The organism is Hydrogenophaga taeniospiralis CCUG 15921, assembly GCF_001592305.1.
Classification (GTDB): domain Bacteria; phylum Pseudomonadota; class Gammaproteobacteria; order Burkholderiales; family Burkholderiaceae_C; genus Hydrogenophaga; species Hydrogenophaga taeniospiralis.
On record NZ_BCWR01000024.1, the window covers coordinates 1 to 14782 of the forward strand.

At 69.3% G+C, this 14782-nt stretch carries 12 protein-coding genes; 10 read left to right on the forward strand and 2 right to left on the reverse strand.

The genetic code is table 11. The features are described from left to right. Positions 1-195 precede the first annotated feature (195 nt). Together HTA01S_RS23340 and HTA01S_RS23345 are read left to right on the forward strand one after the other, a co-directional pair. Complete coding sequence (locus HTA01S_RS23340) at positions 196-2091, forward strand: ATP-binding cassette domain-containing protein (RefSeq protein ID WP_068176009.1); 1896 nt, start codon at positions 196-198, stop codon at positions 2089-2091. Positions 2092-2128: 37 nt separating this feature from the next. Continuing rightward, a complete protein-coding gene (locus HTA01S_RS23345) occupies positions 2129-4306 on the forward strand; it encodes an ATP-binding protein (protein ID WP_068176012.1) in 2178 nt (725 codons plus the stop codon). On the opposite strand, the gene HTA01S_RS23350 is transcribed toward HTA01S_RS23345, so the two are convergent. Further along, positions 4281-5750 carry an aminotransferase-like domain-containing protein gene (locus HTA01S_RS23350; RefSeq protein ID WP_068176016.1) on the reverse strand — a complete coding sequence of 490 codons (1470 nt, stop codon included), beginning with the start codon at positions 5748-5750 and terminating at the stop codon, positions 4281-4283. The genes HTA01S_RS23345 and HTA01S_RS23350 overlap by 26 nt on opposite strands. A 156-nt stretch (positions 5751-5906) precedes the next feature. Here HTA01S_RS23350 and HTA01S_RS23355 point away from each other — a divergent pair, with 156 nt between their 5' ends. From HTA01S_RS23355 to HTA01S_RS23390, 8 genes are all read left to right on the forward strand, one after another. Continuing rightward, on the forward strand, positions 5907-6545 hold the full coding sequence (locus tag HTA01S_RS23355; protein WP_068176019.1) for a LysE family translocator: 639 nt from the start codon (positions 5907-5909) through the stop codon (positions 6543-6545). Then, positions 6542-7456: a DMT family transporter gene (locus HTA01S_RS23360; RefSeq protein WP_068176022.1), complete on the forward strand. Its 915-nt coding sequence runs from the start codon at positions 6542-6544 to the stop codon at positions 7454-7456. The genes HTA01S_RS23355 and HTA01S_RS23360 overlap by 4 nt, the downstream gene beginning before the upstream one ends. Before the next feature lie 85 nt (positions 7457-7541). After that, a complete protein-coding gene (locus HTA01S_RS23365; RefSeq protein WP_068176025.1) occupies positions 7542-7871 on the forward strand; it encodes a DHCW motif cupin fold protein in 330 nt (109 codons plus the stop codon). Between the two features lie 28 nt (positions 7872-7899). After that, positions 7900-9111: an aminotransferase-like domain-containing protein gene (locus HTA01S_RS23370; protein ID WP_174545217.1), complete on the forward strand. Its 1212-nt coding sequence runs from the start codon at positions 7900-7902 to the stop codon at positions 9109-9111. 5 nt (positions 9112-9116) lie between these two features. Next, positions 9117-9734: a glutathione S-transferase family protein gene (locus tag HTA01S_RS23375; RefSeq protein WP_068176029.1), complete on the forward strand. Its 618-nt coding sequence runs from the start codon at positions 9117-9119 to the stop codon at positions 9732-9734. 15 nt (positions 9735-9749) lie between these two features. Beyond that, a complete protein-coding gene (locus HTA01S_RS23380; protein WP_068176034.1) occupies positions 9750-10625 on the forward strand; it encodes a PhzF family phenazine biosynthesis protein in 876 nt (291 codons plus the stop codon). Beyond that, positions 10622-11317: a VOC family protein gene (locus tag HTA01S_RS23385; protein WP_068176039.1), complete on the forward strand. Its 696-nt coding sequence runs from the start codon at positions 10622-10624 to the stop codon at positions 11315-11317. Before HTA01S_RS23380 ends, HTA01S_RS23385 begins: the two co-directional genes overlap by 4 nt. Positions 11318-11336: 19 nt before the next feature. After that, entirely contained in the window at positions 11337-12308 is a 972-nt protein-coding gene (locus HTA01S_RS23390) for a threonine dehydratase (protein ID WP_068176041.1), read from the forward strand. Between the two features lie 99 nt (positions 12309-12407). On the opposite strand, the gene HTA01S_RS23395 is transcribed toward HTA01S_RS23390, so the two are convergent. After that, positions 12408-14771: a hybrid sensor histidine kinase/response regulator gene (locus tag HTA01S_RS23395; RefSeq protein WP_068176043.1), complete on the reverse strand. Its 2364-nt coding sequence runs from the start codon at positions 14769-14771 to the stop codon at positions 12408-12410. Between the last annotated feature and the right edge of the window lie 11 nt (positions 14772-14782).

Sequence of the window (14782 nt, forward strand, 5' to 3'; positions counted from 1 at the left end):
TTTTTTGACTTTGTCAAAGTTCGCTAAAAAAGTTTTGTTTTGGTGAACCCCCTGCCCTTGGGTTCATGGACTGGGCATACATATGTATGGAGTGGCGCTCCCAGCAGGAGCCCCTGCATGGGAGCGCCATCTACCCAATGATGCATCACCTCATGCGCAGGGATAATCTGCGTCACTTCTGACTCTCACCTTCCCATGGCACTTATCACTCTGTTGAATGCGCAACTGGCTTATGGCCATGTTGCGCTGCTTGATCACACCGACTTTGCGCTCGAGGTCCAGGAACGCGTGGGGTTGATCGGGCGCAACGGCACCGGCAAGTCCTCGCTGCTGAAGATACTTGCCGGCCTTGAGAAGCCTGATGACGGCACCCTGCAAATCCAGACCGGGCTGCGGGTGGCCTATGTGCCCCAGGAACCCATTCTGGATCTGCAAAGCTCGGTGTTCGAAGCCGCCAGCCTGGGCTTGGCCGATGCCCAGGCCGCGCGCGATCTCTATCTGAGTGGTGCCGACGGCCTGGATCTGGACGCCCTGCAAAACCGCATTGAGGCGCTGGACGCCTGGAACTGGGAACAACGGGTGGAGGAAACGCTGCACCGGCTGCATCTGGAGCCCGATGTGCGGGTGGGCGAACTCTCCGGTGGCAACAAAAAGCGCGTGGCACTGGCCCAGGCGCTGGTGAGCCGCCCGGATGTGCTGCTGCTGGACGAGCCGACCAACCACCTGGATCTGGACAGCATCACCTGGCTGGAGGATCTGCTGCTGGAATACCCCGGCAGTGTGGTGACCATCAGCCATGACCGCGCCTTTCTGGACCGGGTGGCCACGCGCATGGTGGAACTGGACCGCGGGCGCCTGCTGAGCTACCCCGGCAATTTCGCGCAATACCAACTGCTCAAGGAAGAACAGCTGGCGCAGGAAGCGGTGATCAACGCGCGCGCCGACAAGCTGCTGGCCCAGGAAGAGGTGTGGATCCGCAAGGGCGTGGAAGCGCGCCGCACCCGTGCGCAAGGCCGGATCACCCGCCTGGAGCGGCTGCGTGCCCAGCGCGAGCAGCGCCGCAACACCCTGGGCAGCGTGAAGCTGGAGGTGGCCAGCGGCAACGCCAGCGGCAAGATCGTCGCCGAGCTCGACCGCATCAGCAAGTCGTTCCCGGGCGCGGACGGCGGGCAACGCACCGTGATCCGCGATTTCACGGCCACCATCCTGCGCGGCGACAAGATCGGTCTGATCGGGCCCAACGGCGCGGGCAAGACCACTTTGCTGAAGATCATCCTGGGGGAACTGGCGCCCGACAGCGGCACCGTGCGCCAGGGCAGCAAACAGACGGTGGCGTACTTTGACCAGATGCGCGACCAGATCGACCTCGACGCCACGCTGGAGGATTTCATCAGCCCCGGCAGCGAGTGGATCGAGATCGGCAACAAGCGCACCCACGTCAAGAGCTATCTGAGCGACTTCCTCTTTTCCCCGGCCCGCGCCAACGCGCCAGTGCGCACCCTCTCGGGTGGCGAACGCAATCGATTGCTGCTGGCCCGACTGTTCGCGCGCCCGGCCAACGTGCTGGTGCTGGACGAACCGACCAACGATCTGGACATCGATACCCTGGAGCTGCTGGAGGACCTGCTGCAGCAGTACGAGGGCACGGTGTTCCTGGTCAGCCACGACCGGCGCTTTCTCGACAACGTGGTCACCAGCACACTGGTGTCCGAGGGCGAGGGGCGCTGGCGCGAATACGTGGGCGACGTGCAGGACTGGTTGACCCAGTCGGCCCGTGCCGAGGCCTTGCAGCGCGATCGCACGCCGGCGGCCACCACGTCCGGTCCTCCTGCAACGCCCGCACCCGCCAAAACGCCCAGCGTTACGGCCAAACCGAAGCTGAGTTACAAGGAGCAGCGCGAATTCGATGCGCTGCCCGCGCGCATCGCCGCGCTCGAAGCCGAGCAAGGTGACATCGACCGCGCTCTCGCCGACGGTCAACTTTTTGCCACGGACCCCGCACGCGCCGCTCAACTTGGCGCCCGGCATGCCGATATCGAGACGGAGTGGCTGCAGGCTCTGGAGCGCTGGGAGGCGCTCGGCGGCAGCTGACGCCTTTCGTGCCAGGACCGCACGCAGCCCGTCTTTCATGCCCACGACGCCCCAACGCATCGCTCAGGATCTGCAGCGCGCACGCCAGGAACTGCTCGCTGAGCGCGAGCGCACCCAGCAGCTGTTGGCCGAGGTGGAACGCCAGAACCACGAGCTGGACCAGTTGCGCAGCTCGGTGCACTGGGAGTCCAACAGCCGTCTGCTGGCCGAAGAAGCACTGGACGCCACCAAGTACCGCCTGCAGCTGGCCGTGGACGCGGCCGGCCTCGCCTTGTGGGACTGGCAACTGCGCTCGCCCCAGGTGTACCTGACCGCGCGCTGGGGCGAGATGCTGGGCAACGTGGCCATGGACGGCTACTGGGACACCACCGCCTTGCTTGAACTCGTGCACCCGGACGACCGCGGACTGGTGCAGACCGCCGCGCGCCACCTGCGCACCGGGCGGCGGCAGCGCGGCGTGGTGCAGTACCGCGTGCGCACCGCCGGCGGATGGCTCTGGATCGAGAGCCATGGCATGGTCACGGAGCAGGACGCCACGGGGCGGCCGCTGCGCCTCATGGGCACACACGCGGACATTGGCGAGCGCAAGCGGGTGGAAGAAGCGGGCGTGCGCGCCCGCGAGCTGGCCGAGCAAGCCAGCCGGGCCAAGAGCGAGTTCCTGGCCAACATCAGCCACGAGGTGCGCACCCCGCTCAACGCCCTGATCGGTCTGACGCGCCTGCTGATCGACTCCCCGCTCAACCCCGAACAGACGGGCTGGCTCGACCTGATGGACAAGTCGGCCCACGCCCTGCTGGACCTGCTCAACGATGTGCTGGACCTTTCGCGCATCGAAGCAGGCAAGCTGCCCATGGAAAACGTGCACTTCCTGCTGCGCGACACGCTGCAGGAAGTGAGCGCTCTCTACGGTGAACAGGCGCATGCCAAATCGCTGGGCTGGAGCCTGCTGCTGGCACCCGATCTGCCCGAGCGCATGCAGGGCGACCCGGGGCGGCTGCGCCAGGTGCTGGGCAACCTGCTGTCCAACGCGCTGAAGTTCACGCCGCGCGGCGGGCGCATCGCGATCACCGCGCGCGTGCTCGCCGCCAGCGCGACGGCGCCGCAACGCTTGCGGCTGCAGGTGCAAGACAGCGGCGTGGGCATTGCCCGCAAGCACCAGGCCAGCATTTTTGACGCGTTCACCCAGGCCGACGCCTCCACCGCGCGCCGTCACGGGGGCAGCGGGCTCGGTCTGGCCATCTGTTCGCAGCTGGTCAAACTGATGGGCGGCAGCATCGAACTGGTGAGCGAGCTGGGCCAGGGCAGCTGTTTCACCGTGACGCTGCCCATGGGCAACCCGGCCGCAGATGCCGGGCCACAGAGCGCACCGATGGAACTGAGTGGGGTGGCGCAAGCCGGGCGGCGTTTTGCCGGGCTGTGTGTGCTGTTGGCCGAGGACCACCCGGTCAACGAGCTGCTGATGCAACAGTTGCTCACGCGTCTGGGCTGCACAGTGCGACTGGCGCGCGAGGGGGAACAGGCCGTGGCGCAGTGGGAACAGGGCGGCGTGGACCTGGTGCTGATGGACGTGCAGATGCCCGGCACCAACGGTCTGCAGGCTGCCCAGCGCATCCGCGAGCTCGAAGCCAGCCGGCGCGTGCGCCGCACCCCCATCGTCGCGGTGACGGCCAACGCCATGCCGGGCGACCGCGAGGCCTGCCTGGCCGCCGGCATGGACGGCTACATCCCCAAGCCGGTGAGCCCGCAAACCCTGATCCGCACCATGGACGAGGTGCTGATGCGTGTCTCGGGTGTGCTCAGCGACTGGCACGAGGCCGTGGAGCTGGCGCCCGATCCGGCCGCCGCCACCGGTGCGGCGCCCGCAGGGCCGCTCGATCTCGACGCGCTGCGCCGCCGGCTTGACGGCGACGACACCACCCTGTGCCAGCTCGCGCTGGCCATGCGCAGCGACCTCGGCGAACGCCTGCAGCAGCTGCAACAGGCGCTGCAGGCCCGCAACGCCGACCTGGCGGTGGCCCACGCCCACGGGCTCAAGGGTTCGCTGGGCAGCATGACCGCCGAGCGCGGTGCGCGCCTGGCCAAGGGCCTGGAGCTGGCGGCGCGCTCGGGCGACTGGCCGCTGTTTGGCCGCGTGCTGCCGCTGATGCAGGCCGAGGCGGAACGCATCGACGCCACCCTGTCGGCCCTGCTCAGTGCTGAGCCACCAGGCGACTGAAGACGCGCCAGAAGGCCGCGTCCTGCGTGGTCGCGAAATTGATGCGCATGAGCGTGCTGGGCGCGCGCGCGGCGTGGAACAAGGCGCCGGGCGCGAGCAGATAGCCCTCGTCCAGCATGCGCTGCGCCAACACATCGGTGTCCACGCCGGTGTCCACCCAGCCAAACAGGCCCGTGGGTTCGGCCGCGAAACGGCAGCCCGCCGCCAGCGCCAGCTTCACGCTGCGCGCACGCGCCGCATCCAGCCGGGTGCGGATGCGCTCGGCATGGCGCCGCAACTGCCCCTGCTCGATGCACAGCGCCAGGGCCTTCTCCAGCAGGGCCGGCGTGGTCAGCGTGGCCAGCAGCTTGGTGTCCAGCAAAGGCTCCACCAGGGCGGGCGGCGCGGCCAGGAAGCCTATGCGCCAGTTGGGCGCAAGGATCTTGGCGAAGCCGCTGACGTAGATCGTGCGCTGCAGCCCGTCCAGCGCACTCAGGCGCGTGGCGTGTTCGGGCGCGATGTGGCTGTAGGTGTCGTCCTCGACGATGTGGAAGTCGTGCTGGTTGGCCAGCTGCAGCACACGGTGCGCGCTGCCGGGCGAGAGGCAGTAGCCGGTGGGGTTGTGGAACACGCTCACGCTCACATAGAGCTTGGGCTTGTGCACCTCGCAGTACTTTGCCATCACCTCCAGGTCGGGGCCGTCGGCACGGCGCGGCACGGGCAGGATGTGCATGCCCAGCGCCGAGAGCCGCGCGAACTCCACCGCCCAGCCGGGCTCCTCCACCATCACCGGATCGCCCGCGCGCAGCAGCGTGCGGCTGACGATGTCCAGCGCGTGGGTGGCGCCCACGGTGGTGATGATGTGTTCGGGCGCGGTGAGCACGTTCAGCGAGGCCAGTTTCTTGGCCAGCACGCGGCGCAGCCCGCCGTCGCCCAGCGGCTCGCCGTATTGCAGGGAAAAGTCCTGCAGCGCGCGCGTGCCCGTGACCTTGCGCACGGCCGCCGGCATGAAGGTCGATTCGAGCCACTCGGGCGGAAACACGCCCATGCCGGGCTGGGGCTTGTTGCTGATCTTGTGGAACATGCCGCGGATCAGCGCGGTGGCGTTGACCGGAGGCGCATTGGGCCCGGGGCCGCGCATGGCCATCCAGTGGGCGGTGTTCCAGTTGGCCGCCGCGATGCCCGCCTGTCCGGGCTCGAGCCCCGTCTGCGTGGCCTGGTCCGCGCGCTCCGGCGCCGACTCCCGCACGAAAAAGCCGCGGTTCTTGCGCGCCTCCACCAGCCCCTGCGCCAGCAACTGGTCGTAGGCGGCCACCACGGTGGATGGGCTCACGTCGTGCTGCAGCGCGCACTGGCGCACCGAGGGCAGGCGCGCACCGGGCGCCATCAACCGGTTGCGGATGCGCTCGGCGAAACGCGTCGCCAACTGCTCGGTCAGGGACTGCGTGGAAGACTTCATCAACATGGTGGCGCATCCTGGGGGGCGTGTCTGTACTGTCACGACGAACCATACAGTTGGTCGTCTGCACTGGTTAACTGTACTGATTGTGTACTGCTTTGAAAGATTACATTGAACCCCATCGATTGACAAGACCGACCGAACCACCGCCCCACCCCGCCCATGAGCGCCTCCGAGCTGACCGCCCTGCTGCTGTTTTGCACTGCGATGAGTTTTTCGCCGGGGCCGAACACGACGCTGTCCACTGCGCTGGCGGCCAACCTGGGCCTGCGGCGCGCCCTGCGCTTTTGCCTGGCGGTGCCCGCGGGCTGGACCCTGCTGATGCTGGCCACTGGCCTGGGGCTGGGCGCGCTGATCACCGGCGTGCCGGCGCTGCGCTGGGGCGTCACGCTGCTGGGCGTGGTCTACATGCTGTGGCTGGCCTGGAAGCTGGCCGGCGCGGGGCAGCTTTCGCAGGTGGACGCGTCGCGCCTGAACGTGGGCTTCTGGCAGGGCGTGGGCCTGCAGTTCCTGAACATCAAGGCCTGGATGCTGGCGCTCACGCTCACCGCGGGCTGGGTGGTCAACGCGGCCGGGCAGCCCGCGGACAACCCGGGGCAGCGCCTGGCCATCATCTGCGGCGTGATGGTGGGCTTCGCCTTCAGCAGCAACTTCCTCTACGCCCTGGTCGGCTCGCTGCTGCGCCAGTGGCTGGCGCAGGGCCGGCGCCTGCTGTGGTTCAACCGTGTGCTGGCCCTGGTGCTGGTGGTCACGGCCCTGTGGATGCTGATGGTGGGAGCGCAGCAAGGGGGCCGGCCATGAATGCCGCCCAGGAAAAGGAAGCCCTGCTCTGGGGGTTGGTGGGCGTGGCCCTGTTTGCCGCCACGCTGCCGATGACGCGGCTGGCCGTGGGCAGCGCCGAGGCGCCGCAGCTCTCGCCCTGGTTCGTCACCTTCGGGCGCGCGGCGGTGGCGGGCGTGTTGTCCTTGTTGTATCTGTTGTGGCAACGCGCCCAAGGGCAGCTCAAGGTACCGCGAAAGGCCGAGTGGCCGCTGGTGGGCATGACCGCGTTTGGCGTGATCGTGGGCTTCCCGCTGTTTCTGGCGCTGGCGCTGCGGCACGTGCCCAGCACCCATGGCGCGGTGGTCACGGCGCTGCTGCCGCTGTCCACGGCCGTTCTGGGCGCGCTGTGGTTCCGCCAGCGGCCCTCCCCCGGTTTCTGGGCCTGCGCGGTGCTGGGCAGCGGGCTGGTGCTGGCCTACATGGTGTGGCGCGCGGGCGGGCTGTACCTGGGCGCGGCCAACATCTACCTCCTCATCGCCATGACCACGGGCGCCTTTGGCTACATCGGCGGCGCACGCCTCACGCCGCGGCTGGGCGCCGAACAGGTGATCTGCTGGGTGCTCATGAGCAGCCTGCCGCTCACCCTCCCGATGGCCTGGCTGTTTGCGCCGGCCGACGTGGCGGCCATCGCGGCCGTCAGCTGGTGGGGTTTCGTCTATGTGGCGCTGTTCTCCATGTGGATCGGCTTCTTCGCCTGGTACCGCGCGCTGGCGCTTGGCGCGGTGCGCGTGAGCCAGATCCAGCTGGTGCAGCCGTTCCTGAGCCTGCTGTTTGCCGTGCCGCTGGTGGGCGAACGGCTGGACGGGGTGACGCTGGTCTTCGCCCTGGCGGTGATCGCCACCGTCTACGCCGGGAAAAAGATGCCCGTGCACCAGAAGGTTCCCGCATGAACGCCGCCCGGCCGCTCCGAAGTCGCTCAGCGCCGGCCGGGTTCGCGGTGGGTATCGAAACCTGCGTTTCCGTGAGGGACTGAACATGCAGCTGCACCACATCCCTTTTGACACCACCGATTGGTCGTCCCTGCCACGCGAGGAAAAAAGCGCCCAGGCCGGCCAGGCCTTCTGGCGTACCCGGCAGCTGGGCGACGTGCGCGTGCGCATGGTCGAATACACCCCCGGCTACGTGTCGGACCACTGGTGCACCAAGGGCCACATCCTGCTGTGCCTGAGCGGAGAGCTGCACACTGAGCTGGAAGACGGCCGCCGCTTCACGCTGACACCCGGCATGAGCTACCAGGTGGCCGACAGCGCCGAACCGCACCGATCCAGCGCGCCTCAGGGCGCCACCCTTTTCATTGTTGATTGACTGAACGACCGAACGACCGGAGATGCACATGAAACCCAACGATCTGCCCATGGCCAACCCCTGGACCCTCGCGCGCCGCGCCGAGCGCATGAACCCCTCGGTGATCCGCGAAATCCTCAAAGTCACCGAGAAGCCCGGCATCATCAGCTTCGCGGGCGGCCTGCCCTCGCCCAAGACCTTCCCGGTCGACGCCTTCGCCGAGGCCTGCGCCCAGGTGCTGCGCACCGACGGCCGCGCCGCCCTGCAGTACGCCTCGAGCGAAGGCTATGCGCCGCTGCGCGAGATGATCGCGGCCCAGTTGCCCTGGGACGTGGACCCGGCGCAGGTGCTCATCACCACCGGCAGCCAGCAGGGCCTGGACCTGGTGGCCAAGGTGCTGATCGACTCGGGCAGCCGCGTGCTGGTGGAGACGCCGACCTACCTGGGTGCCCTGCAGGCCTTCGCCCCGATGGAGCCGGAGGTGGTAAGCGTGGCCAGCGACGCCGAGGGCGTGGACGTGGACGACCTCGAGCGCAAGACCGGCCACGGCGCCGAGCGCGCCCGCTTCCTCTACGTGCTGCCCAATTTCCAGAACCCCACCGGCCGCACCATGAGCGAGGCGCGGCGCCAGGCGCTGGTGGAGCGCGCAGCGGCCATCGGCCTGCCGCTGGTGGAAGACAACCCCTACGGCGACCTGTGGTTCGACCAGCCGCCCCCGAAGCCACTGACCGCGCGCCACCCCGAAGGCTGCATCTACCTGGGCTCGTTCTCCAAGGTGCTCGCGCCCGGCCTGCGGCTCGGTTATGTGGTCGCGCCCAAGGCCATCATGCCCAAGCTGCTGCAGGCCAAGCAGGCAGCCGATCTGCACAGCCCCAGCTTCAACCAGCGCATGGTGGCCGAGGTGCTGAAAGACGGTTTCCTGGAGCGCCACGTGCCCACCATCCGCGCGCTGTACAAGCGCCAGTGCGCCGCGATGCTCGATGCGCTGAAGACCGAAATGGCCGGCCTGAACGTGCAGTGGAACTCGCCCGATGGCGGCATGTTCCTCTGGGTGCGCCTGCCCGAAGGCATGAGCGCGGTGGAGCTGCTGCCCAAGGCGGTGGATAAGGGCGTGGCCTTCGTGCCGGGCGCCGCGTTCTACGCGAGCGAACCGGACCCGCGCGCGCTGCGCCTGTCGTTCGTCACCGCCAGCGTGGAGCAGATCCACATCGGCGTGGCCGCGCTGGCCCAGGCGATCCGGGAACAACAGCAACCAGGCTGAGCACCATGCTGCGCATCTGGGGTCGCCTGAGTTCGATCAACGTGCGCAAAGTGGTGTTGTGCGCGCAGCTGCTCGGGCTGCCGTTCGAGCGCACCGACGCGGGCCTGAGCTTTGGCGTCGTGGACACGCCGGACTACCGCGCCTGGAACCCCAACGGCCTGGTGCCGCTGCTGCAGGACGGCGACTTCACGCTCTGGGAGTCGAACGTGATCGTGCGCTACCTGTGTTGCCGCGAAGGCTCGGCCCTGTACCCGCAGGACCTGCAACAGCGCTTCAACGCCGAGCGCTGGATGGACTGGCAGCAGACCACGCTGAACCCGGCGGGCAGCCCCGGCTTCAAACAGTGGATTCGCACGCCGGCCGCGCAGCGCGACCCGAAGGTGATCGCCGCCTCGGTGGCCGCCACCGAGCCGCTGTTCCAGCAACTCGACGACCACCTCGCCCTCCACGCCTTCATGGCGGGCGACGCGCTCACCATGGCCGACATCCCCATCGCCTGCGAAGTACACCGCTGGTGGGGCCTGCCCCAGCCGCGCCCGGCCTGGCCCCACCTTCAACGCTGGTACGCGCACTGGCTGGCCCACCCGGCCAGCCGCGGCGTGCTGGACCAGCCTTTGTCCTGACCCTGGAGACACCCCATGCAGCAACGCCCGTTCAAACAGGTGGACGTGTTCACCACCACCCCCTACCGCGGCAACCCGCTGGGCGTGGTGCTCGATGGCACCGGCCTGTCGGCCGCCGAGATGCAGCATTTCACCAACTGGACCAATCTCTCGGAATGCAGCTTCCTGCTGCCGCCCACACCCGAGGGCGCGGCCGCCGGCGCGGACTATCGCGTGCGCATCTTCTGCCCGGGCCGCGAGCTGCCGTTCGCCGGCCACCCCACGCTGGGCAGTTGCCACGCCTGGCTGGAAGCGGGCGGTGTGCCGCGCGCTGAACACGTGGTGCAGGAATGTGGTGTGGGCCTGGTGCGGCTGCGGCGCGATGGTCAACGGCTGGCGTTTGCGGCGCCGCCGCTGATCAAGAGCGGTCCACTGCCCGAAGAAGACGTGGCGCTGATCGCGCGCGGCCTGGGTGTGGCGCGCGGCGACATCACCGCCCACGCCTGGTGCGACAACGGACCGAACTGGCGCGGCGTGATGCTGCGAAGCGCCGAGCAGGTGCTGGCCCTCCAGCCCGACGGCGCGGTGCTGGCGGGGCTGGACATCGGCGTGGTGGGGCCGCGCGGCAAGGTCGGCGTGGTCGGAGCCCACGACGAACACGACACGCAGTTCGAAGTGCGCGCCTTCTTCCCCGGCAACAACGGCCTGTGTGAAGACCCGGTGACCGGCAGTCTGAACGCCGCGCTCGCGCAATGGCTGATCGGCGCCGGCCTGGCGCCCGAGCGCTACGTGGCCGCGCAGGGCACGGCGATGGCGCGCGAAGGCCGCGTGCACGTCGAGCGCGAAGCCAGCGGCAGCATCTGGGTCGGCGGCGCCTCCGTCACCTGCATCGCCGGGCACGTGACGCTGTGAGCGCACAGCCACACGCCCAGATCGACCACCTTGTGGTGGCCGCGCGCACGCTGGACGAGGGGGTCGCCTGGTGCGAAGCCACGCTGGGCGTGACGCCCGGCCCGGGCGGGGAACACGCGCTCTTCGGCACGCACAACCGCCTGCTGCGGCTGGCCTGCGCGAGCGCGCCGCGCGCCTACCTGGAGATCATCGCGGTGAACCCGCAGGCCACACCGCCGCGTCTGGCCGGGCGCAAGCGCTGGTTCGACCTGGACGACCCAGCGCTGCAAGAGCGGCTGGCGCAACACGGGCCGCAACTGGTGCACTGGGTGGCCAGCGTGCCCGACATCGAAGCGGCCCACGCCCGTCTGCAGGCGCTCGGCATGGGGCGCGGCCCGGTGATCGGCGCCTCGCGCCCCACACCGCAGGGCCTGCTGCAATGGCGCATCACCGTGCGCGACGACGGCCAGCGCCTGTTCGACGGCGCGCTGCCCACGCTGATCCAGTGGGGCGACACACACCCGGCCGCGTCCATGCCCCACAGCGGCCTGACGCTGCAAGCCCTCACCCTCGCCCACCCCGAAGCGCCGCGGCTGCAGCAAGCGCTGGTCGCGGTCTGCCTGGACGGTGTGGCCGTGGCGCCGGGCCCGGCCGCGCTCACCGCACAGCTTGACACGCCCCAAGGCCCGCGCACCCTCGCCTCGCTGTTCTGACGCCTCCCTTTTTCAATTTATGCCCCATACCCTGCCCACCCTTGCCGACATCGAAGCCGCCACCCGGGTGGTGTACCGCGAATTCCCGGCCACGCCGCAGTACCGCTGGGCCACGCTGAGCCAGCGCCTGGGCGCGGACTGCTGGATCAAACACGAGAACCACACCCCCGTGGGTGCGTTCAAGATCCGCGGTGGCCTGACCTACTTCGACCAGCTCCGCCAGCGCGGCGAACTGCCCCGCGAGGTGGTCAGCGCCACGCGCGGCAACCACGGCCAGAGCATCGGCTGGGCGGCGCGCACGCACGGCGTGGCCTGCAGCATCGTGGTACCGCGCGGCAATTCGCTGGAGAAAAACGCGGCCATGCGCGCGCTGGGGGTGAACCTGATCGAACACGGCGCCGACTTCCAGGAAAGCCGCGAACACGCGATGCGGCTGGCCGCCGAACGCGGCGCGCACATGGTGCCGAGCTTCCACAAGGACCTGCTGCGCGGCGTGAGCACCTACTGGTGGGAGTTCTTCAAGGCCGTGCCGCAGCTCGACGTGGTCTACGTGCCCATCGGCCAGGGCTCGGGCGCGTGTTCGGCCATCGCCGCCAAGCTCGCCCTGGGCCACCAGGCCCGCATCGTCGGCGTGGTCAGCGCGCACGCCACCACGTATGCGGACTCCATCGCGGCCGGTCGCGTGGTCGAAGCGCCCGTGACCACCGAACTGGCCGACGGCATGGCCTGCCGCGTGGCCGACGCCGACGCGCTGGCCGTGCTCGCACCGCACCTGGACCACATCGTGCGGGTGACAGACGACGAAGTGGCCGCCGCCATGCGCACCCTCTTCGCCGACACGCACAACCTCGCCGAAGGCGCCGGCGCGGCGGCTTTCGCGGCCGCGTGGCAGGAAAAGGAAACCCTCCAGGGCCTGAGCGTGGGCGTCAGCCTGAGCGGAGGCAATGTGGACAGTGCCATGTTCGCCAAGGTCCTGGCCAGCACCAACTGAAAACCGGGACCCTCCGGCGCGAAAGGTCCGAACCGGGAACGCGGCGGAACTGGCTTTGCCAGGCCGCTCGCGTTGCCCCCCCGGGGCGGTGACCCGCCCTTAGGCGGGGCGCGGGGGGGACACCAGCCGTGCCACCACCTCGCAGAACGCCTCCACCGCGTCGGTCTTGAACACCACCTCGCGCACACCGGCGGCCACAGCCTCGGCCTGCAGCTCGTCGGTGATGTAGCCCGAGGCCACGGCCACCGGCAGGTTCGGGCTGAGCGCCAGCACCGAGCGCGCCACGTCCAGCCCCGACATGCCGGGCATGTTGTAGTCGGTCATCAGCAGGTCGAAGGCGGCGGGCTGCTCGCGCACCGCGTCGATCGCCAGCTTCTGGTCGGTGAAGGTCGTCACCTTGTAGCCGCGCCGCTCCAGCAGCCGGCGCACCAGGAACACCAGGGTGTCGTCGTCATCCAGGTACAGGATGTGGCGCTGGTCTGAGATGAGGTCGTCGGCCATGGCGGGGATCTCCACTGAAGAGGGTAAGGGCGGCTCGCTGTCGCCACGGTGCTCTGGCGCCATTGTGCCGCCATCCGGGCCCGATCCACCGCTGGCGGCCGGGGTCGTTTGCAAGGCCGGCTCGGTGTGCGGCGCGGCCGGGAAGTACAGCATGAAGGTGGTGCCCTCGCCGGGCACGCTGTCCACCTGGATCGCGCCGCCGTGCGCCTGCACGATGCCCAGCACCACCGGCAGCCCCAGCCCGGTGCCGCTGCCCACCGCCTTGGTGGTGAAGAAGGGTTCAAAGATGCGGTTGCGCGTGGCCGCGTCCATGCCGCAGCCGTCGTCCGACACCATGACGCGCACGGCGCCGACGCCACGGACCGCGCCGCTGCGCACCAGTTCGGCGGGCAGGCTGGGGTCGCCCGGGGGCACGGTGTCGACCCGGAATTCGATGCGCCCGGGCTGGCCCTTCAGGGCGTGCACCGCGTTGGTCCCCAGGTTGAGCAGCACCTGCCCGATCTGGGTCGGGTCGGCCTGGATGTCCGGAGTGCCGGTGGCGAAGCTCTGCACCAGCTGCACCTGCGAGGGTGTGGCCGCCCGCAGCAGGCTGCAGGACTCGGCCAGGATGTCGCCCACGCAGACCGGTTTGCGCTGCATCGGCTGCTGCCGGCTGAAGGCCAGCACCTGGCGCACCAGCTCGCGGCCCCGGCGGGCCGCGGCGCTGATCTCGTGCAGGCTCTCGCGCGCCGGCGCGCCCGGCGGCAGGTCCTGGCGCGCCAGATCGGCGTTGCCCAGGATGGCGGCCAGGATGTTGTTGAAATCGTGCGCCACGCCCCCCGCGAGCGTGCCCAGCGCCTCCATCTTCTGCGACTGGGCCAGTTGCTGTTCGAGCGCCTGCTGGTGCCACTGCGCCCGGCGCAGCGAGGTGATGTCCACGAAGGTGAACATCACGTGCCGCAGGCCGCCGATGGCGTCGTTTTCCGGGTAGGCGTTGCACAGCGCCCACTGCGTCTGCGCGCCATCGCCCGACTGCACGCCCAGGATCACGTCGGCCACCGGCTGCCCGGTGGCGAGCACGCGTTCAAACGGCACCTCATGGCGCGGCATCGGCCGCCCGTCTTCGCGCAACAGCCGCCAGTCGGGCGCCAGCGGATCGGGCATCGCCGAATGGGCCTCGCACTCGCTCCAGCCCAGAAAGCGCCGCGCCGCGGTGTTGACGCTGGCCAGCGTCTGATCGGGCCGGAACACCATCACGCCGGCGCCCAGGTTTTCGATCAGCGCCCGGGAATCGGCCTCGCGGATCTGCAGCACCTGCCGCGCGCGGTCGCCCTGCTGCTGCAGGCGCAGCGTGACCAGCGAGCTGAAGATCACCAGGCGCAACAGCACGTCGATCATGGTGGCCAGCAGGAGCACGGGCACCGCCGGGCTGGTGCGCTCGCCCGTGGGGCTGACGGGCAGGAACCAGACGCCCACCGCCAGCCCGATCAGCGCCACGAGCTTGAACCAGGTGACCCAGCGCAGCACCTGCAGTTCCAGGGTGCGGTGAAAGGGATCGAAGCGGCGGATGTCACGCAAGGCCACACCGGCGATCACGCCCCCCGCCACGGAAAACAGGGCCTGGCGCGCCGCCATCGAGTCCCAGACCGAGGTCAGCAGCAGATTGCCAACGAACACGGCCAGCAGGGCGGCCAGCACCGGCCGCAGCGCGTAGGGCTGCCCCAGGTAGCTGCGAAGTCCGACCCACAGGAACGCCCCGCTGGCGACGAACGCGGTGTTGGCCACGCCAAAGGTGAGCAGCTCAGGCCCGTCGGGTCGCAGCCCCAGCCCCACCGAACCCAGGGCCGAGAACAGCCCGGAAACCGTCCACCAGCCCGGCCCGCCCACGGAAGGGTGGCGACGCGATTGGGCAAAAAATGCGGCGGTTGCCAGCCCATCGACGCATAGCCGAAGTGCCAGGATGGTCAGCAGATCAAGTTGCATGGAGGGTGGGC

Bases quoted from the DNA above. Each gene is read 5' to 3' on its own strand.
- HTA01S_RS23350 (WP_068176016.1), bottom strand. From the start codon at position 5,750: ATGTTGATGAAGTCTTCCACGCAGTCCCTGACCGAGCAGTTGGCGACG.
- HTA01S_RS23390 (WP_068176041.1), top strand. From the start codon at position 11,337: ATGCCCCATACCCTGCCCACCCTTGCCGACATCGAAGCCGCCACCCGG.
- HTA01S_RS23340 (WP_068176009.1), top strand. From the start codon at position 196: ATGGCACTTATCACTCTGTTGAATGCGCAACTGGCTTATGGCCATGTT.
- HTA01S_RS23360 (WP_068176022.1), top strand. From the start codon at position 6,542: ATGAATGCCGCCCAGGAAAAGGAAGCCCTGCTCTGGGGGTTGGTGGGC.
- HTA01S_RS23355 (WP_068176019.1), top strand. From the start codon at position 5,907: ATGAGCGCCTCCGAGCTGACCGCCCTGCTGCTGTTTTGCACTGCGATG.
- HTA01S_RS23365 (WP_068176025.1), top strand. From the start codon at position 7,542: ATGCAGCTGCACCACATCCCTTTTGACACCACCGATTGGTCGTCCCTG.
- HTA01S_RS23395 (WP_068176043.1), bottom strand. From the start codon at position 14,771: ATGCAACTTGATCTGCTGACCATCCTGGCACTTCGGCTATGCGTCGAT.
- HTA01S_RS23370 (WP_174545217.1), top strand. From the start codon at position 7,900: ATGAAACCCAACGATCTGCCCATGGCCAACCCCTGGACCCTCGCGCGC.
- HTA01S_RS23380 (WP_068176034.1), top strand. From the start codon at position 9,750: ATGCAGCAACGCCCGTTCAAACAGGTGGACGTGTTCACCACCACCCCC.
- HTA01S_RS23375 (WP_068176029.1), top strand. From the start codon at position 9,117: ATGCTGCGCATCTGGGGTCGCCTGAGTTCGATCAACGTGCGCAAAGTG.
- HTA01S_RS23345 (WP_068176012.1), top strand. From the start codon at position 2,129: ATGCCCACGACGCCCCAACGCATCGCTCAGGATCTGCAGCGCGCACGC.